The organism is Streptomyces mobaraensis, from assembly GCF_020099395.1.
In the GTDB taxonomy this organism is placed as follows: Bacteria; Actinomycetota; Actinomycetes; order Streptomycetales; family Streptomycetaceae; genus Streptomyces.
In genome coordinates this window covers 419,573-437,053 of sequence record NZ_CP083590.1, presented here as the reverse complement: position 1 = coordinate 437,053, position 17,481 = coordinate 419,573, and the positions used below count along the sequence as shown (strand labels likewise).

The following is a 17,481-nucleotide window of genomic DNA, read 5'->3' as shown; positions in this document are numbered from 1 at the left end:
GTCCGGCGTTCCGGTTCCGTCCGGCATCTCCGGTCCGGCCGGTTCGAAGCGGGCCGCGCGGGGGCCGTGGGCGAAGCCCTCGCGTCACGGGACTTGACCCAGGACCCCGCCGTCCCGCAGCGCGCGTACCGCGCGCGGGGACAGCGGGCGGAGCGCCTCGCGCAGGGTGTAGCCGTCGCGGTAGCGGTCGATGGCGTCGGCGACGCGCAGTGAGACGTAGGAGCAGGCGCCCGTCCGGAGGTTGACGGCCAGGGCGCGGTCGGCGCGGGCGCTGCGCCGGCCGACGACGACGTCGGGGTCCAGGCCGCGCACGGAGTCCGGGTGCGGCCCGGGGGGCGGCAGATAGGCGCCGGCGACCCGGCCGGGGGCGAGCCGGCCGGCACGGGCCAGCGGACGGCCGAGCGCCGCGGCGAGGGCGGTGAGCTCCTCGGCGGACGGGAGGGCCGGAGCGAGCACGGGACGCCGCCGGGCCAGGTCGGGACCGGCGTCCCCCAGCGTCACCGGCGTGGCGGCCCAGAACGGATCGCCCCAGTCGGCCGGCCAGTCGAAGTGGCGGAGCCCGATCACCCGGTCCACCGTGTCCTCCAGCCGGGCCAGCGCTTCCTCGGCCGCCTCGGGCGCGATCCCGGGCGCGCCCAGCCAGAATTCGGCGACGACGGTCGTGCCCCGGTCGCGGGCGGTGCCGACGGCGGAGGCCAGCCGTTCCCAGGACAGCTCGGTGCCGCCGCGGCCCACCGCCCGGTCGGCGGCGGCGCAGACGCCTATGACGGCGAGACGGGGAAGCCGGCCGGGACCGGAGGGGCCGGCTGTTCCGGCCGTGCCCGGTACCACCCCGCCCACCAGCTCCCGCAGTCCCACCCGGCCCGCCCAGGGGTCGGGCGGCAGCGGGTCGGCCGCGCGCTCGCGCCAGCGCAGGCCGTCGTCGGGGGCCGGGCCGAACGGGTCCGCGAGCTCCCAGGCCAGCCCCCGGGGCGCGGGGGTGAGGCGGGCGTCGGCGAACGGCGGCAGATGGCCGAGCGCCGGTGCGTGGGCGGTCGCCCACCGGCCCGTGAGCTCCAGGCGCCGCGCGCGGGGGAGCAGCGCCCGGGCGAGGGCGACGGCGGCGGGCACCTGCTGTTCGCGTTCGACGACCAGCCGTACGACGGCCCCGCGCGGCACGTCCGCGCACGCCCCCGCCAGGGTGCCGTCGTACGGGGCCGGGGCCGCCGCGGCGCGCAGGACGTCGGCGGTGGACTCCAGGCTTCCGCCGGCCGGTTCGAGGTCGTCCAGGCTCAGCCGTACGCCGTGCCCCGGTTCGTGGAGCGCGCCCAGCACCGCGCCGAGCCCGCGCAGCCGGTGCAGCCTGGGCCGGGAGGCGTCGCCCAGGGCGCGGGTGCCCGCCGTCGCCATGAGCCGGTCACCGGGCGCCCGCGACCGGGTGCGCAGCGCGCCGCGCGCGGCCTGGCGGGTCAGCTCCGCGACGAAGCGGCGGCCGACGTCGACGACCGTGGCGCCGTCGGGCACTTCGGCGAGCCGCAGGGTGGGGTCGGCGCCGGGCGGGACGATGAGGATCATGCTGCTCCCGCTGTCGCGTGTGGTGGGCTGCCGTGAACTGCCGTGGTCCGGGATGGAATTGACGCGACGTACACCAGACAGCTCCACCATATCAGGGTGAAGTGGGACGTTGGCCCCTGTCTCGCCCTTTCCTCTTTTCTCGCGGGATCTCCGCCTCCGCACCCCCGGTGGAACCGGCAAAGCCCGCTCCCGGGAAGGCAGTCGAAAGATCTGGCAAGCCGGATTCCACTCCTGCTACGCTCCCCGGCGTTGATCTTGCACACCATCAAGGGGGAACCCCACCATGCGCCGTCGCGCCGCCCTCACCATGGCCGCCTGCATAGCCGCCGGCACCACGCTGCTCGCCACTCCCGCGCACGCCTCCGGGAGCGACCGCGTCAAGTGCACCAGCATGAGCAACGGCCAGCTCTGCATCTCGCTGAACACCAGCCCCTCCCGCATCGAGCTCATCTACACCAAGAAGGCCGGCTCCCCCATCAAGGCCCACCTCGGCTTCCGCTCCAACGGCACCACCTGGGGCGAGCTGAAGACCATCAGCAAGGGCGAGCGCGCCAACAGCACCTGGAACATGAGCTACCCCTGTGACCGCAAGTACGTGGGCCTGATCAAGGTCGACGGCCAGGGCACCTTCGAGACCCCGCCGGCCACCTGCTGACGGCCACCCGCTGACGGACACCGCGAAACGCCGGAGGGCGCGGGGGCGGGCCCCTCGCGCCCTCCGGCGTACCCCGGACGAACGGCCGCCCGGCGTCAGCCGCCCAGCGGCAGCAGGTACTCGACGGCCCGCCGGTCCGTCGGGACGAAGCCGACGGCGGTCAGGGCCGCGCCCAGGGTGTCGTCGTCGGGCGCCGCGTACGCCTCGGCCGCGCGGACGGCCGGATGGGCCTCGCGCACCCGCCGCACCACCGCCGCCACCAGGGCCGTCAGCTCGTCCGGGGTGTGCTCCTCCTCGCGGTCGTGCACCAGGACGGCGGTGTCGTCCTCGATCTCCACGTCGAACAGCGCGTCCTCCAGGCCCAGCCGGAAGACCGCGTCCTCGCCCGCCGGCCGCTCCTCCACCGCCCCGGCCCCGCCGGGCCCGGGCTCGGTGCGGGCGGCGGACAGCTCCAGCCGCCACCAGCGGTAGACGTCGCCGTCCTCGGCGGCGCCGAGCTCCTCCGGTACGGACGGGGGCATCTCGTCGGACTCGGCGACCCAGCGCAGCGCGGTGCCGCCGGCCCCGCCGGCCAGCGCCGCCGCCTCGCGCAGCATGGGGACCAGCGCCTCGAAGGCGCCTTCGGGCACGGCGGCGAAGCGGAGGGCCGGGTCGTCGGCCCCCAGGTCGAGGACGACGACCGAACCGATGACCGCGCCGTCCTCGCGCGCGAGGACGACCGCGGTGGTGCGCTCGTCCTCCCAGTGACCGGCGGGGTCGGCGTCGGTGCGCTCGCGACAAACCTCAAGAGAAACAGACATACCCTGATCATCCCCTATTCCGGCGCGGAGGGGGCGGCCCGCGCCACGCGTTACGATCATGGTCTTCACCGGCGGCTTCATCGGCATCCGCACCGGCGCACTCGGGGGCAGACAGGCATGGACGGCACGTACCGCATCCGCAACGTCCACAGCGGCCTGCTGCTGCGCGTCGCCGGCGGGAGGGCGGGCGGCGGCGCCCCCGTGGTGCAGGGCGCGGGCGACGGCACGCCCGCCGAACTCTGGCGCGTCTCACCCGTGCACGAGGGCAGCGGCCTGCACCACGTCGTGAACGCCGGCAGCGGCAAACGGCTGGACGTGGCCAACGCGTCGGTCGAGAACGGCGCCACCGTCCAGCAGTGGAAGGCCAACGGCTACGGCGCCCAGGAATGGCTGATCGAGGAACTGGTCGAGGATCCCGGCACCGTCATCCTCGTCGCCCACATCAGCGGTCTCCTGCTGGAGGTCGCCGACGCGGCCACCGAGGAGGGGGCGCGGGTCCAGCAGTGGGAGGACCGCGACATCCCCGCCCAGTGGTGGCGCCTGGAGCCCGTCGCCGGCTGAGCGGCGGCGCTCGGTGCACCCTCATGCCGCCGGAGCGGTGACGCACTTCCCGTCCTCCTCCGGACGGCCGGTGAGGACGGTGTAGCCCTCGGGACCGTGCGTATAGAGGTGCGCGGTGTCCGGCGCGGCGAGCGGCAGACCCGCCGCCAGCCGCCGCGGGAGGTCCGGGTTGGCCAGGAAGGCGCGCCCGTACGAGACGAGGTCGGCGGTGCCCGCGCGCAGGACCGCCTCGCCGGCCGCCCGGTCGGTCGGGGCGCGGTTCTCGCCCACGTTGCCGATCACCGTCGTGCCCCGCAGCAGCGGCCGGAGCTCCGCCAGGGCCGGGTAGCCGGACGCCTGGCTGAGGTGCGCGTAGGCCAGTCCGAGCGGCGCGAGCGCGGTCGCCAGGGCCCGGTAGACCGGTCTCGGGTCGGCCTCGACCATGCCGGACTGCGGATTGCCGGGGGACAGCCGGATCGCCGTGCGGTGCGGGCCGACGGCGTCGGCCACGGCCTCCACGGCCTCCCGCGCGAACCGGATCCGGCCGGACACGTCCCCGCCGTACGCGTCGGTGCGCAGGTTGGTGCCGTCCGCCAGGAACTGGTGGATCAGGTAGCTGTTGGCGCCGTGGAGTTCGACGCCGTCGAAACCGGCCCGGACGGCGTTCCGGGCGGCGCGCGCGTAGCCCGCGACCGTGTCCGCGATGTCCCGTGCGGTCATCGCCAGCGGAACGGGGAGGCGCGCGGGCCGTCGGCGGTTAGCGGCCGGCGCCCCCGCCTCCACTGCTCCGCGGCCTCGCCTCCGCCCTCCTACTCCGTGGCCTCGGCCGCGACGATGTCCAGCAGTCCCGGGAACCGCCGCTCGATGTCGGCCCGGCGCAGCCGGGCCATCCTGCTGTTGCCCCGGTCCACCTGCCGGATCAGGCCGGCCTCGCGCAGCGCGCGGAAGTGGTGGGTGACGGTCGCCTTGGACACGGGCAGCGCGAACGAGCTGCACGTCCGCGCCGTTCCCTCGGGAGCTCGCGCCAGTTCCCGCACCACCCGGCGGCGCAGCGGGTCGGCCAGCGCGGCGAGCACCGCGCCGAGCTCGATCTCCTCGACGGCGGGGTGGCCTTCGTCGTCGGGCACCGTGTGTCTCCCTTCCGGTCGCGGTCTGTAGGTATGGCTTGCATCGTACCTAAGGCGTTGGCTAGCGTGCCGTGCCGGAGGTACGAGATCGGTCGTACCTCCGGTCGCGCCACCCGAGGAGACACGCCCATGACCCAGCCGTTCACGCTCGTCGGCATCGCCCGCCCCAAGCCCGAACGGGCCGCCGAGCTCAAGGAGTTGCTGCTGTCCTTCGTCGAGCCCACCCGGCGCGAGCCGGGGTGCCTGGAGTACCACTTCCACGAGGACCGCGACGAGCCGGGCGTCTTCGTCTTCTACGAGGCGTGGCGCTCCCGCGCCGACCTCGACGCCCATCTGGCCCTGCCGCACATCCGGGACTTCCAGGAGCGCCGCATGGACTACCTGGCATCCGACCTGGAGGTCCGCTTCCTCGCTATGCACAGCCCGTACCGGCCCGCCGTCTGAGCCCCGCCTGCCTCGGTCAGTCCCCGGCTCCCGCTCCGAACCCCGTGATCAGTGCCTCCACCGCGTAGGCGAACCGCTCGGCGTCGTCGGTCCCCGCGCCCGTCCGGGCGGCCTCGCCGGTCAGCGGGTACCGGTCGGGGTCGAGGCCGGCGAGGTCCGCGGCCGAGCCCGGGCCGTCGGGCGTGGCGAGGGCGCACTCGGCGGCGGCGTGGCTGACGACCAGCAGGGTCAGCGAGTTGAGCGCGTGGAGGGCGCGGCCCAGCGGGAAGCCGGCGGAGGTGAGGACGCGGAGCCCGCGCTCGACGGCGTCCAGGGCGGCCGGGGTCGCGGCGGGCCGCGCCGCTGCGAGCGGCAGGACGTCCGGGTGCCCCAGCAGCGTCGTGCGCAGGGCGTCCGCGTACGCCCGCAGCCAGGACCGCCAGCCGTCCGGGGCGTCCTCGACGGGGGCGGCGCCGGCGAAGACCCGTTCCACCAGGCCGTCCAGCAGCGCGTCCTTGCCGGGGACGTGGTGGTAGAGGGTCATGGCCTCCACGCCGAGCGCCGCGCCCAGCCGGCGCATCGTCAGCGCCTTCAGCCCCTCCCGGTCCACGAGTTCCACTGCGGCGTCCAGGACCCGCTCCCGGGTCAGCCCCGCCCGTTCCCCTCGCGTCCTCTTGGTCTCGGCCGGCATGCGTCCTCCCGCTCCCCTTGACTTTCTTACATCGTAAGTCCACTCTGATGGCGGCACGAAACTTACGTTGTAAGAAAGAAGAGGACAGTGGACACCCAGCACCCCGGCAAGCGGCTCGTCGCGGACTTCCTCCGGGCGGTCGGCGAGCGCCGGCTCGACGACCTGCCCCGCTACCTGGCCCATGACGTCGTCGACCACAACAAGATCATCGTGGGGGAGCCGGACGAGCCGGGAGCGGCCTTCGAGGGGATCCGCCGGCAGCTCGCCGCGTTCGGCGAGTTCGCCGTCCGGACGGACGGGCTCGTCGCCGAGGGCGGCACGGTCGTCGCCCGGCTCACCGTCAGCGGCCGGCACACCGGCGAGCACCCCCGCATGCCCCGCCCGACCGGACGGACCTTCTCCGTGGAGCAGATCTGGGTGTTCACGGTGGCCGACGGCCGGATCACCGAGATCCGCGCGGTCAGCGACCGGCTGGGCATGTTCCTCCAGCTCGGCTGGGACTGGCCGGAGAGGGACTGACCCGTCAGCGGACCGGCGTCTCCCGCGCCCGGTCGACGTCCGGACTCCGGTACCACAGCTCCGGGATGCTCGCCAGCCGCGAGCCGTGTACCCGCGGCCCCAGCCCGTACAAGTGCTGGAAGCTCATCACCAGCGGCCGCCACGCGTCGGGGTCCACATGGTCGTCCGTGCCCGGCAGCCGGATCTCGTCGTGGACGAACACCCGCCGCACCCGCACCTCGAACGCCACGATCGAGCCGCGCTGCCGCTCGTCGTCCTCGCCGATCGGGTGCACCGCCTCCAGGACCGCCTCCATGGCGACCGGGCACTCGGCCACCCGCGGCGGAGCCACCGTCTCGGACGGTACGGGGGTGAGCCCGGCGCGCCCGAACTTGTCCGGCACGTACCGGTATCCGCGCTCCTCCTTGCGTGGCGGTACCGGGTTCCGCCCGGTGGTGAGCGCGAGCCGGTCGACGTGGCCGGCGAGGGCGTCGGACGGCAGGTTGAGGACGCACTCCCGGGTGCGCGTCAGGTTCAGGCTGGTCTGCGCCCGGGCGGAGAGCCCGAGCACGGCCCGCCAGCCGAGCCAGAACACCGAGGACATGGGGGCGAGGTTGGGCGTGCCGTCCTCGTTCTGGGTGGAGAGCAGCACCACCGGGGTGCCGAAGTACAGGATGTTCGGTTCGATGCGCGTATGCGTGGGGTTGATCGTGGTCACGGACGCAAGCCTGGCCCGGGCGGGCGGCGTTGTCCGGCGGAGATCGGACGTCGTGTTCGCCGCCGCCGGCCGGGCCGGCGGTTCACGGCAGGACGGTGAACAGGGCGTACCGCGCCCGCTCCGGACCCGGGCAGCGGAACCGCGACCGGCCCCAGAGCCGGAAGCGCAGGCAGTCGCCCGCCCGCAGGATGTGCGCCCCACCGGCCGCCGCCACCTCCATCGCCCCCTCCAGTACCCACACGTGCTGCTCCACCCCGGGCACCCGCGGCGCCTCGCACACCACCTCCGCCCCCGGCCGCAGGACGTGCTCGGCGATCTCGCCGCGCAGCCCGGGCCCCGGCGGCGAGACCGACCGCCGTACGGCGCCCGCCTCGTCGTCGCGCCGCACCGACTGCCGCCCCGCCCGCACCGGCCGTGGCGCCCCGTCCTCCACCTCGGCGAGCACCTGGGCCGCCGTCCGCCCGAACGCCGCGCACACACGCGCCAGTTGGGCGGCGGTCGGACTGATCTCGGCCCGCTCCAGCCGCGACAGCGTCGAACGGCTGACGCCCGTCCGGCGCGCGAGCTCGTCCAGCGGCCAGTCGCGCTCCGCCCGCAGCGCCGCCAGCCGGTGCGCCAGCCGCAGCCGTGCCTCCTGATCGTCTCTCATCCCCGGGACCGTATCCCAGTACCGGGAGACACCTCCCGGCGAGGCCGACGGGCATGGCAGCGTGGGCCCTTCGGCACGGGAGGATCACCCATGAACCACGAAGAGCTCACCCGGCGCTTCTCCGCGCTGACCACCGCGCACGTCGCCGACGCCTGCGTACGCGCCGCGCTCCCGGTGCGCGCCGCGCCGCCGGACATCCGCCCCCTCGCCCCCGGAAGCCGCCTGGCCGGCCGGGCGTGCCCGGCGCGCCACGTCGGCAGCGTGGACGTCTTCCTGGAGGCGTACGCGGCGGCGGCCCCCGGCGACGTGCTCGTCGTCGACAACGACGGACGGCTCGACGAGGCGTGCGTCGGCGACCTCGCCGTCCTGGAGGCCGGGCAGGCCGGCCTGAGCGGCGTGGTGGTGTGGGGCCTGCACCGCGACACGGCGGACCTGCGGGCCATCGGCCTGCCCGTCTTCAGCCTGGGCGCCACCCCGCCGGGCCCCCGCCGCCTCGACCCCCGGCCCCCGGAGGCACTGCGCTCCGCCGTCGTGGGGGAGTGGACGGTGGACCGGACGGACCTCGTCCTCGGCGACGACGACGGCGTCCTCTTCCTTCCCGCCGCCCGCGCCGACGAACTCCTCACCCTCGCCGCCGCGATCCGCGACACGGAACGCGACCAGGCCCAACGGATGCGCTCCGGCGTCTCGCTGCGCGAACAGGTCCGCTTCGACACCTACCTCGCCCGGCGCCGGGAGAACCCCGCACTGACCTTCCGCGAGCACTTGCGGACGGTGGGCGGGGCCATCGAGGAGTGAGACGCGGGCCCGGCGCGGTGGTACCGGGGCGCGCGGTCAGGGCAGCGTCGGCAGGCAGCCGGGCGGCGTACGGGCCGGGCCGGCCTGCTCGAAGGCGTAGGCGCAGCCGAGCACCAGCGCGTCGGCGCCCCGCGCACCGACGAACGAGATGCCGAGTGGCAGCACGTCCCGGGCGTACCCGGCCGGCACGGTGACGTGCGGGTTCCCGGCCACCGCGGCGTCCCGGGTGACGGCGGCGAACGGGCCGTCACCCGTCGTCCCGGCGAGCAGCGGGGCGGGGCCGGCGGTGGGTGTGACGAGGACGTCCAGCCGGTGCCGGGCGAACGCGCCGTCGAGCGTCCGCCGTGCCAGCCGGACCGCGGCGGCCCGGTGCCGCCGGTAGACCGGGTCGCGGAGATCGCCCCCGGTCCGCTCCGCCCGTTCGAGGACGTCCTGGCCGAAGAGGGCCAACTCCGTCGCGGCGTGCCGGGTGTTGTACGCGATGACGCCGGCCAGGTCCTTCGGGTGCGATCCGGGCGTGGCGGCGAGCCAGGCGCCGACGTCGTGCCGGAACTCCGTCAGCAGGGCCGGCTCCAGGTGCCGTTCCGCCTCCTCGTCGGTGTCGGGCAGGTCCACGTCCTCGACGAGATCGGCGCCCAGGTCCCGGATCCGGTCGACGGCGTCCTCGAACACCCGCTCCGTCCACGGGCCGAGGCCCGCCGGGCGCCGGACGCCGACGCGCCGGCCGCGCAGCGCGCCGCGGTCGAGCACGGCGCCGGGATCGGCGGGCAGGGCGCCGGCCGCGCGGGCGGTGACCGGGTCGGCGGGGTCGGGTCCGTGGATCGCCCACAGCACCAGCGCCGCGTCGGCGACCGTACGGGCGAGGGGCCCGGCGGTGTCCTGGCGGGAGGAGAGCGGCACGATGCCGCCCCGGCTCACCAGCCCGCGCGTGGGCTTGAACCCGACCGTGGCGGTGACGCTCGCCGGCAGGACGATCGAACCGTCGGTCTCGGTGCCGATCGCCGCCACGGCCAGCCCGGCCGCCACGGCCACCGCCGAACCGCTGGACGACCCGGAGGGGCTGCGGTCGAGGACGTACGGGTTGCGGGTCTGGCCCCCGGTCGCGCTCCAGCCCGCCACGGAGTCCTCGGACCGGAAGTCGGCCCACTCCGTCATGTTCGCCTTCCCCAGCACGACGGCCCCGGCCGCCCGCAACCGCCGCACCAGGAACGCGTCCGCGTCCGGCCGGGCCCCCAGCAGGGCCGCCGAACCGGCGGTGGTCGGCTGCAGGTCCGCCGTGCCGACGCTGTCCTTGAGCAGCACCGGAATCCCCTCCAGCGGCCCGCGCGCCCCACCGGCCCGGCGCAGCGCGTCACTTCGGCGCGAGAGGGCCACGGCATCGGGGTTGACGGTCGTCACGGCGCGGAGCAGCGGGTTCAGCCGCTCGATCCGTTCGAGGAGGGCGAGCGTGAGGCGCTCGGAGGTCAACATGCCGTCTGCCATGCCCTGTTGCAGACCGGCGATCGTGCAGCGGTCGAGGTCCAGGGCGGGATCCGGGCCGACGGGCGCGGCCGCCCCCACCGCCGAGCCGGGTATCGGTGCTGCTCCGGACGGGCACACTCGGTTCTCCTCCGCGTCGCGGTCCACGATTCCGTGACTCCGGCCGGACCGGCGCGGACCTCGTCCGGCCCACGGCCATCCCCTCGACCCGCGCCTGGCCGCGGCGGGTCCGGGCCGACCTTACGCGCCGCCGCGCCGGCCCGCGCACCCCACCCCGTCCGGTGGTGACGGACGACCGCCGTCCGAACTCGCCTGGCGCGGCTCCGAACTGTGTGGACCGTCCCGTCGCGACTGTGCTCCACTGCCCTCATGAGCTTGTCGGTGGATGTCTTCCTTGTGGACGAAGACGGTGCGGTTCGCCTGCTGGACGTGCCGGAGGGGTGTTCCGACCTGGCCGGGTTCGAACAGTGGCGTACCACGGTGTGGGGTTCGGAGGCGGTCCGTTCGCTGGGAGCCCGGTTCCTTCCGGTCCTGGCCGACGAAGACCTGCGGGTCGACGCCGGCCGGGTGCGGGCGTTCAGGCGTGAGTGCGCCGTCCTGCGGGAGAACCTGGAGGAGGTCCTCGCCGGTCTCCGGCCCCTGAGGACGGTCGACGAACTCAGGGACCAGCTCTCCGCCCGGTTGGCGAACATCGAGGACGCCGCCCGGCGGGCGGAAGAGGCGGGCGGCGGCGTCCTCATCTGGTGAGGTGTCGGAGTCCTTTCGGGCCTGCCGGGCAGGCCCGGAACCCGACCCGTCGGACACGCCTTGGACCTCGGCAGCCCTCGAGCGTGACCGGATACGCGCCCTAGGACGCGAGCCCCAGCGCCCTGTTCTCCACCTGCAGCCGTACGGCCAGCAGCACCGCGTTGGCGGTGGTGAAGAGGAGGGCGGTCAGCCAGGCGTTGTAGACCAGCGGCAGGGCCAGGCCCTCGGTCACGACGATGACGTAGTTCGGGTGCCGGAGCCAGCGGTAGGGGCCGCGGGTCTCCAGGGGCATGCCCGGGACGACGATCACGCGCGTGTTCCAGCGGGGGCCGAGCGACCGCACGCACCACCACCGGGCCACCTGGACCAGGCAGGTGACGGCCAGGGCCGGCCAGCCGACCGCCGGTACGAACTGCCGGTGGGCCGCCGCGACCTCGACCAGGATGCCGGCGAGCAGGCCGACGTGGAGGACGACCATGGCCGGATAGTGCCGGCGGCCGTACTCCACCCCGCCGTTGGCGGCGGCCCAGCGCGCGTGCCGCTGTGCCACGAGGAGTTCGAGGCCGCGCTCCACGGTGATCAAGGCGATGAGTGCCAGCAATCCGGCGGGGAGCTGGGCCGATCCCAGGACCGTCACGATGCCATTCCTTTCCATTCCTTTCGAGTACTTTTCGTTGTCTTGCGTCGGGAGGGGGCTGGGCGGTCGCGGTTCACCAGCGGACCAGGGCGAGTTCGATGGCGAACCCCGGGCCCATGGCCGCGACGAGCCCCGGCGTACCGGGCCGTGGCGGCGTCCGCATCATCGTGTGCAGGACGTCCAGGACGGAGACGGACGAGAGGTTGCCCCGTTCCGACAGGGACCGGCGCGTGGGCTCCAGAGCCGCGGGCGGCAGGTCGAAGGACCTCTCCACGGCGGTGAGGACCTTGGGGCCGCCACCGTGGACGATCCAGCTTCCGACCTGGCCCGGCAGCAGATCGTAGGTGCCGAGGAAGTCATGGACGGCCTTGGGCAGATGCTCCTCGGTGAGCGTGGGCACCTCGGGGGCGAGCAGGATCCTGAAGCCGTGGGATCCGATGTCCCAGCCGAGTACCTCCTCGCTGTCGGGGACCAGCCGGCTGCGGGAATCGACGAGCTGAGGGCCCGCCGCCGCGGCTTCGGCGCCCCGGTGTCCGCCGACGGCCACGACCGCGGCCGCACCGTCCCCGAAGAGGCTGCCGGCGACGATGTTCGCCATCGAGGTGTCCTGCATCTGATACGCCAGCGAGCACAGTTCCACCGCCAGGAGGACGGCCACACGGTCCGGGTGGGCCCGGAGGTAGTCGTTCAGCCGGGCGAGTCCGGCGGCTCCTCCCGCGCAGCCGTACCCGAACAGGGGAACGCGCGTGACGTCCGGCCGCAGGCCCATCCGGTGGGCCAGGCGGGCCTCCAGCGAAGGCACGGCGAGGCCCGTCACAGTGGTGCTGATCACCGCGTCGACCTCGCCCGGCTCCACCCCAGCCGCCCGCAGGGCCCCGGTGAGCGCGCGTTCCCCGAGTTCCAGGGCGGCGTCGTGCCACAAGCGGTTGTTCTCGGTGAAGTCGTCGAGCTCGATGAGCCGCTCCAGCGGCAGGGCGAAGTGCCGTGTGGCCACCCCGGCGTTGGCCTGGATCTTGCGCAGCATCAGGATCCCCGTCTGGGACTCCATCAGTGTGGTGCGCGCCAGGGCGGCCATGATGTCCTGCTGGCGATACCGGTGGGGTGGTACGGCCGTCTCGATCGCGGTCACCCGGGGCAAGGGTTCGTCCGGCCCCCAGGCGAAGCCCTCCGTGAACCGACTCATTGACTCAGCCTTCTCCTTCCTTCGCGTGTGCGGTCATCCCGCGTACGGCCGTCCGCCGTGTGATCCGGCTGCCGTGCGATCCGACTGCCGTGTGGTGTCCACCAGTTGGCCGGCCCCAGGGCCGCCATGACAGCGGGGACCAGGACACCGCGTACCAGGACGGCGTCCACGAGGGCACCGAGGGCGATACCGATGCCGATGAGCTTGAGGAGCGCGACATGGGACATGCCCATGGCGGCGGTCGAGACCGCCACGGCCGCGGCCGCCGAGGTCATCAGCCGGCCCGTGCGCGCGATGCCGTCGACGATCGAGCCGCGGTTGTCATGGCTGCGTTGGTACTCCTCGCGGATGCGGCCGAGCAGGAAGACCTCGTAGTCCACCGACAGGGCGAGCGTGATGAAGAGGACGAACAGCAGCGTGGAGGCGTCCAGCGCACCCGGCGCGGTGAAATCGCCGAGCACGGCGCGGCCGTGGCCGTCCTGGAAGAGGAGGACCATCGCCCCCAGACCGGCCCCGAGGCTGACGGCCGCCACGGCCACGGCCTTGAGGGGGGCGACGGGGGAGCGGGTGAACAGCCCGAGGAGCACCATGAGGCCGACCGCCAGGAGCAGCCCGCACGTCGGCAGGGCGCCGCGCACCGCGGCCGAGCTGTCCGCGATCTCCGCGGCCCGCCCGGCGACCGCCACGGCTCCCGGCGCGGGTTCTTCCCGCACCCTCCGCACCAGCGTCTCCGCCCCGGACGTGCCGGGTGGCGCGGTGGAGGCGACCAACAGGACGGCGGCCTCCCCCTTCTCTGCCACGGCGGACCGGACGGCGCGTTCCACGCGGACGCCCGCCACGCCCGGAAGGCCGTCGAGGCGTGCGGCGTAGGCCGGCGCGGCGTCCCGCGCCCCGGGGCCGGTCACCACCACGGACAGGACGCGCTCGGGCGGGACGGCGAACTCGTGGCCCACGCGGGCGGCGGCGGAGGCCGCCGACGCGGACGGGGGCAGGGTGCGCTCGTCCACCAGGCCCAGCCTGACGTGGGTGAACGGGACCGCCATCAGGACCAGGGCGAGGACCGCGAGGCCGCCGGCGAGGAGAGGCCGCGCGGTGACCGTGCGTGTCGTCCTCCGCCAGAAGCGGCTGTCGTCCCCGGTGTCCGTACGCCGCCACCGTGCCAGCGGATCCCACGCCTGGACGCGCGGGCCGAGCAGCCGAAGACACGACGGCAGCACCAGCAGGGCGACGAGCGCGGACAGCACGGTGACGACCATCCCCGCCAGGGAGAGTCCGCGCAGCAGGGGAACGGGAACCACCATGGCGGTGGCCAGACAGGTGGTGACGGCGGCCGCGGAGAAGGCGACCGAACGGCCGCTGGAGCGGAGAGCGGCGGTCAGCGCCGTTTCCCGGTCCGCGCCCCGTGCCATCTCCTCGCGTACCCGGGCCAGCAGGAAGAGGCTGTAGTCGACGGCCATGCCGAGCCCGACGGCGGAGGCGGCGCTCACCGCGACCCGTGACACGTCGGTCCACTGGGCCAGCACACCCAGGACCGGAAGCGTGCAGCCGACGGCCGTCACGGCCACGAGGACCGGCAGCAAGGCGGCGACGACCGATCCGTAGGCGAGGACCAGGAGGAGGAAGAGCACCGGCGCCGCGATCAACTCGGCCCGACTCAGGTCGTGTTCGATCGTCTCGTCGATCTCCCGGTTGGTCCAGACCTCACCGCTCGGCTCCACGCGGGCCCCCGGAGCGGCGGACCGTGCGGCGGCCACGACATCGGGGGCCGCGGTCTTGCGTTCCTTGTCCGTCCCTCTCAGCCGCACGCCGATCAGCAGGGACCGGCCGTCCTTCGACCGCAGCCAAGTGTTGCCGGTCGTCCGGGCGGACCACACCGCCCGTACGGCCGGATACCGGGAAAGGGTCTTCACCACGGCCCCGGCGTCGCCCCGGACCGTCCCCGTCCCGCCTCCCCCGCCGGGCCGGTCCACGGTGAGCAGCAGATCGGGCGAGGGCACGCCCAGCCGCTCGGCCTGCCGCCCGGCTCGCCCGGCCTCGGTCCCCGTGGCGACCGCGCCGCCTGTGCCCAGCGCCGAAAGCGCCACCGGGGCCAGTGCCCAGGCGCACACCGCGGCGAGCACGGCGCCCACCACCACGAGCCACGCCCGCCGTCGTACCGCATCCACCCGTGTATCCCTCCCGCCCGCTGGGCCGTACCGTCGTCGGGCCCGTACCGTCGTCGGATCCGCTCAGGGAGCCGTGAAGAGCAGGACCGCGTTCTGGCCGCCGAATCCGAAGGAGCAGCTGATTCCGGCCTCCGCGGCCGTCGCGCGAGGGTGCCCGGCCACGATGTCGAGCTTGTGGTCCCCTTCCTGGTGCGCGAAGTTCGCCACCGGCGGGACGGCTCCGTGCCGCAGCGCGAGGACCGTGTAGGCCGCCTGGACCGCTCCGGCCGCCCCGAGGGTGTGGCCGATGACGCCTTTGGACGCGGTCACCGGTGGTGCGTCGGCTCCGAAGACACGTGTGAGGGCCGCCGCCTCGGAGGCGTCGCTGAGGACGGTGGCGGTGCCGTGCGCGTTGACCAGCCCGATGTCCCGGGGGCCGCACCCCGCGTCCGCCAAGGCGGCGGAGACGGCCCGGGCCGCCCCTTCCCCTCCGGGGTGGGGGGCCACGGGATGGTACGCGTCGGATCCGGCGCCGTAGCCGCGCAGCAGGGCGAGGACCCGTGCCCGACGGGCGCGCGCGGTGGCGGGCCGCTCCAGGACGAGGACGGCGGCGCCCTCGCCCAGGACCATTCCGTCCCGTTCGGCGTCGAACGGACGACAGGCGAGAGCCGGCTGCTCGCGCCGCCGGGAGAGGGCCCGCATCCGGGTGAAGCACGTCGTCGCCATACGGGAGCGGGCCGACTCGCTGCCGCCCGCGAGGACGATGTCGCAGGTCCCCGAGCGCAGCAGGTCGCGTGCGACCCCGATGGCGGTCGCGCCCGAGGCACAGGCACTGGAGGTGGTGAAGTTGGGGCCGCGGACACCGAGATCGATCGCGACCTCGCTCGCGGCCATGTTGGGCACACTGCGCGGCAGGGCGAGCGGCGAGACGCGCTCCGGCTTTCCGGCGCCGAGACGGCAGAACTCGTCGACGTAGGAACTCAGGCTGTTCGACCCGACGCCGAGGATCACTCCGATCCGCTCGCCCCGCCAGGACGATGGATCGAGCCCGGCGTCGGCGACCGCCCGGCGCGCGGCGATCAGGGCGAACTGGATGAAACGGTCCGTTCGGCGGGCACGGGACCGGCCGAGCTCCCCGTCGACGTCCAGGTCGCGGACCCGACAGGAGAAGTCGACGGGAAGGCCCGCCAGTTCGGGGTCGGTCGCGGCGAGCGAACGGCCCCGGCACAGGGCCTCCCAGTTCGCCGACGCCGTGTGCCCCGCGGGGGTCACCAGGCCGAGGCCGGTGACGGCTACCTCAGACCGCACGCGCGTTCCGGAAGGCGCGGGCCGCCTCGGCGAGGGTCGAGGAGGGAGCGAGGTCCAGCGCGTCCTCGGGCAGGACGACGGCGAACTTCTCCTCCGCGGCGACCACGAGTTCCATCAGCGACAGCGAATCCATGCCGAGGCTTTCGAACGTCATCCCGGCGGAGAGGTTCTCGGGGCGCGCGTGCACGCCCAGGTGGTCGGTCAGCAAGGCCAGCAGGTTATCGGGGAGCGCCGGCTGTTCCAACCGGTCCGGCCGCTCCGCCTGGTCCGACCGCTCCGCCTGGTCCGGTGACTGTGTCATGCCGGGATCTCCTGTTCTTCCGTTGCCGGGCCGGACGCCCTGGACGCGTTGAGGCGGACGTAGATGTCACGCGCGCGGGATGCCTGTGCCTGGAGCCGTTCCATATGCCGGCCGATGTGCTCCTGCGCCTCCCGCCCGGCCGGCCCCAGCCCGGTCGTGGTCATCACACCGAGCGCCCGCACCAGCGGCTGGAGCACGTACTCGAGATGGACGTCCAGGTTGAAGATGCCCGCCGCGGCCACGCGCGCGGCGCGCGCCCGGAAGCCGGGGATCTCGGTGCCGGGCATCCGGAAGTCGCGGACCACGTCGGTGAGGGCGACGAGGGCGTCGTCGGGGAAGGCCCGGATCGCGTCCTCGTACAGGCCCCGGTAGAACAGCATGTGCAGGTTCTCGTCGGCCGAGATCCTGGCCATGAGCGCCTCACCGACGGGGTCCCCGCACGCCGCGCCGGTGTTGCGGTGCGCCTGCCGGGTCGCCAGTTCCTGCACCGTGACGTAGGCCAGGAGATGCAGCGGAGTCGGCAGGTCGTTGCGGTATCCGTTGCCCACGTGCCGCATCCGCAGGTCCTCGAGGGCGACCGGGTCCACGCCCCGCCGGGCGTGGAGGTAGGCGCGCAGGACGGACGAGTGCCGGTCCTCTTCCGCCGTCCACCGGTGGACCCACGCGCCCCAGGCACCGTCACGGCCGAGCCGTGAGGCGATCTCGAAGTGGTAGCTGGGCAGGTTGTCCTCGGTCAGCAGATTGATGACCAGGGCGTCCTGGACCGCGTGCGGCAGCGCCGACTGCCCCGGATCCCAGCCCGAGCCTTCCAGCGGCCCGTCGAAGTCCCTCGCCGCACTCCACGGCACGTACTGGTGGGGCAACCAGTCACGTGCCACCGCCAGATGCTGGTTCAGCAACCGCTCGACAGATGGTTCCAACTCCCGCAGGACGCTTTCCGCCGTGCCAGGGGACACCCTTCACCTCTGCTGTCTCGATCGATCGCGTACGCCTACTGGTCCAACGCACCTCCGCGAGAGAGGCCACGGTGATCCACGCGATCGAGGGAGGATGATCGGTTTGTTTGACAGTCGGAGAGGGGTGAGGTAGCTCGCAGGGCCGATGGCCTCCGGGCGAGGGAGTCGGCATTGTGCCGCGAATCAGGCTGCTCCCTGGCGTATGTGACTGGCCGTCATTCGGGGTAGTACCTCGTCCGGCCTCTCGGTGGGCGCGACACGCGCGGACAGGCC

Annotated in this window: 20 protein-coding genes; 6 read left to right on the top strand and 14 right to left on the bottom strand. The window is 74.3% G+C overall.

Going from position 1 to position 17,481, the window contains the following annotated elements; translation table 11 throughout:
* Positions 1-84 precede the first annotated feature (84 nt).
* The gene (locus tag K7I03_RS01610; protein WP_185945076.1) at positions 85-1,554 is read right to left on the bottom strand and encodes a hypothetical protein; all 1,470 of its coding nucleotides are present in this window, start codon (positions 1,552-1,554) and stop codon (positions 85-87) included.
* 283 nt (positions 1,555-1,837) lie between these two features.
* On the opposite strand from K7I03_RS01610, the gene K7I03_RS01605 reads away from it, so the two are divergent.
* The gene (locus K7I03_RS01605) at positions 1,838-2,209 is read left to right on the top strand and encodes a hypothetical protein (protein WP_185945075.1); all 372 of its coding nucleotides are present in this window, start codon (positions 1,838-1,840) and stop codon (positions 2,207-2,209) included.
* A 95-nt stretch (positions 2,210-2,304) separates the two neighbouring features.
* On the opposite strand, the gene K7I03_RS01600 is transcribed toward K7I03_RS01605, so the two are convergent.
* Positions 2,305-3,009: a hypothetical protein gene (locus tag K7I03_RS01600; RefSeq protein WP_185945074.1), complete on the bottom strand. Its 705-nt coding sequence runs from the start codon at positions 3,007-3,009 to the stop codon at positions 2,305-2,307.
* A 117-nt stretch (positions 3,010-3,126) separates the two neighbouring features.
* Here K7I03_RS01600 and K7I03_RS01595 point away from each other — a divergent pair, with 117 nt between their 5' ends.
* Entirely contained in the window at positions 3,127-3,570 is a 444-nt protein-coding gene (locus K7I03_RS01595) for an RICIN domain-containing protein (RefSeq protein WP_185945073.1), read from the top strand.
* A 21-nt stretch (positions 3,571-3,591) separates the two neighbouring features.
* Here K7I03_RS01595 and K7I03_RS01590 read toward each other — a convergent pair whose 3' ends face one another.
* Entirely contained in the window at positions 3,592-4,269 is a 678-nt protein-coding gene (locus K7I03_RS01590) for an oxidoreductase (RefSeq protein WP_185945072.1), read from the bottom strand.
* A gap of 89 nt (positions 4,270-4,358) precedes the next feature.
* A complete protein-coding gene (locus K7I03_RS01585) occupies positions 4,359-4,676 on the bottom strand; it encodes an ArsR/SmtB family transcription factor (protein WP_185945071.1) in 318 nt (105 codons plus the stop codon).
* A 129-nt stretch (positions 4,677-4,805) separates the two neighbouring features.
* Between K7I03_RS01585 and K7I03_RS01580 the strand changes: the two genes are divergently transcribed.
* Positions 4,806-5,120, top strand: a complete 315-nt coding sequence (locus K7I03_RS01580; protein ID WP_185945070.1) for a putative quinol monooxygenase — start codon at positions 4,806-4,808, stop codon at positions 5,118-5,120.
* Positions 5,121-5,136: 16 nt separating this feature from the next.
* On the opposite strand, the gene K7I03_RS01575 is transcribed toward K7I03_RS01580, so the two are convergent.
* Complete coding sequence (locus tag K7I03_RS01575) at positions 5,137-5,790, bottom strand: TetR/AcrR family transcriptional regulator C-terminal domain-containing protein (RefSeq protein WP_185945069.1); 654 nt, start codon at positions 5,788-5,790, stop codon at positions 5,137-5,139.
* An 87-nt stretch (positions 5,791-5,877) separates the two neighbouring features.
* Between K7I03_RS01575 and K7I03_RS01570 the strand changes: the two genes are divergently transcribed.
* Positions 5,878-6,309: an ester cyclase gene (locus K7I03_RS01570; protein WP_185945068.1), complete on the top strand. Its 432-nt coding sequence runs from the start codon at positions 5,878-5,880 to the stop codon at positions 6,307-6,309.
* 4 nt (positions 6,310-6,313) lie between these two features.
* Here the strand turns inward: K7I03_RS01570 and K7I03_RS01565 are convergent, their stop codons facing one another.
* Together K7I03_RS01565 and K7I03_RS01560 are read right to left on the bottom strand one after the other, a co-directional pair.
* Entirely contained in the window at positions 6,314-7,006 is a 693-nt protein-coding gene (locus K7I03_RS01565; protein WP_185945067.1) for a flavin reductase family protein, read from the bottom strand.
* 82 nt (positions 7,007-7,088) lie between these two features.
* Positions 7,089-7,655 carry a helix-turn-helix domain-containing protein gene (locus K7I03_RS01560; protein WP_185945066.1) on the bottom strand — a complete coding sequence of 189 codons (567 nt, stop codon included), beginning with the start codon at positions 7,653-7,655 and terminating at the stop codon, positions 7,089-7,091.
* A gap of 90 nt (positions 7,656-7,745) precedes the next feature.
* Between K7I03_RS01560 and K7I03_RS01555 the strand changes: the two genes are divergently transcribed.
* Positions 7,746-8,453 (top strand): RraA family protein, encoded by a 708-nt coding sequence (locus K7I03_RS01555; protein ID WP_185945065.1) that lies wholly within the window; start codon positions 7,746-7,748, stop codon positions 8,451-8,453.
* 36 nt (positions 8,454-8,489) lie between these two features.
* On the opposite strand, the gene K7I03_RS01550 is transcribed toward K7I03_RS01555, so the two are convergent.
* Positions 8,490-10,079 (bottom strand): amidase, encoded by a 1,590-nt coding sequence (locus tag K7I03_RS01550; RefSeq protein WP_224346809.1) that lies wholly within the window; start codon positions 10,077-10,079, stop codon positions 8,490-8,492.
* A gap of 222 nt (positions 10,080-10,301) precedes the next feature.
* Between K7I03_RS01550 and K7I03_RS01545 the strand changes: the two genes are divergently transcribed.
* Positions 10,302-10,679, top strand: a complete 378-nt coding sequence (locus K7I03_RS01545) for a hypothetical protein (RefSeq protein WP_185945064.1) — start codon at positions 10,302-10,304, stop codon at positions 10,677-10,679.
* 100 nt (positions 10,680-10,779) lie between these two features.
* On the opposite strand, the gene K7I03_RS01540 is transcribed toward K7I03_RS01545, so the two are convergent.
* The 6 genes from K7I03_RS01540 to K7I03_RS01515 form a co-directional block, all read right to left on the bottom strand.
* On the bottom strand, positions 10,780-11,307 hold the full coding sequence (locus K7I03_RS01540; protein WP_185945106.1) for an isoprenylcysteine carboxyl methyltransferase family protein: 528 nt from the start codon (positions 11,305-11,307) through the stop codon (positions 10,780-10,782).
* Positions 11,308-11,389: 82 nt separating this feature from the next.
* Positions 11,390-12,499 carry a type III polyketide synthase gene (locus K7I03_RS01535; protein ID WP_185945063.1) on the bottom strand — a complete coding sequence of 370 codons (1,110 nt, stop codon included), beginning with the start codon at positions 12,497-12,499 and terminating at the stop codon, positions 11,390-11,392.
* Positions 12,496-14,664 (bottom strand): MMPL family transporter, encoded by a 2,169-nt coding sequence (locus tag K7I03_RS01530; protein WP_185945062.1) that lies wholly within the window; start codon positions 14,662-14,664, stop codon positions 12,496-12,498. The genes K7I03_RS01535 and K7I03_RS01530 overlap by 4 nt, the downstream gene beginning before the upstream one ends.
* Positions 14,665-14,727: 63 nt before the next feature.
* The gene (locus tag K7I03_RS01525) at positions 14,728-15,951 is read right to left on the bottom strand and encodes a beta-ketoacyl-[acyl-carrier-protein] synthase family protein (protein WP_185945061.1); all 1,224 of its coding nucleotides are present in this window, start codon (positions 15,949-15,951) and stop codon (positions 14,728-14,730) included.
* The gene (locus tag K7I03_RS01520) at positions 15,941-16,252 is read right to left on the bottom strand and encodes an acyl carrier protein (RefSeq protein WP_185945060.1); all 312 of its coding nucleotides are present in this window, start codon (positions 16,250-16,252) and stop codon (positions 15,941-15,943) included. Before K7I03_RS01520 ends, K7I03_RS01525 begins: the two co-directional genes overlap by 11 nt.
* Positions 16,249-17,208 (bottom strand): acyl-ACP desaturase, encoded by a 960-nt coding sequence (locus tag K7I03_RS01515; RefSeq protein WP_224346808.1) that lies wholly within the window; start codon positions 17,206-17,208, stop codon positions 16,249-16,251. Before K7I03_RS01515 ends, K7I03_RS01520 begins: the two co-directional genes overlap by 4 nt.
* Positions 17,209-17,481 lie beyond the last annotated feature (273 nt).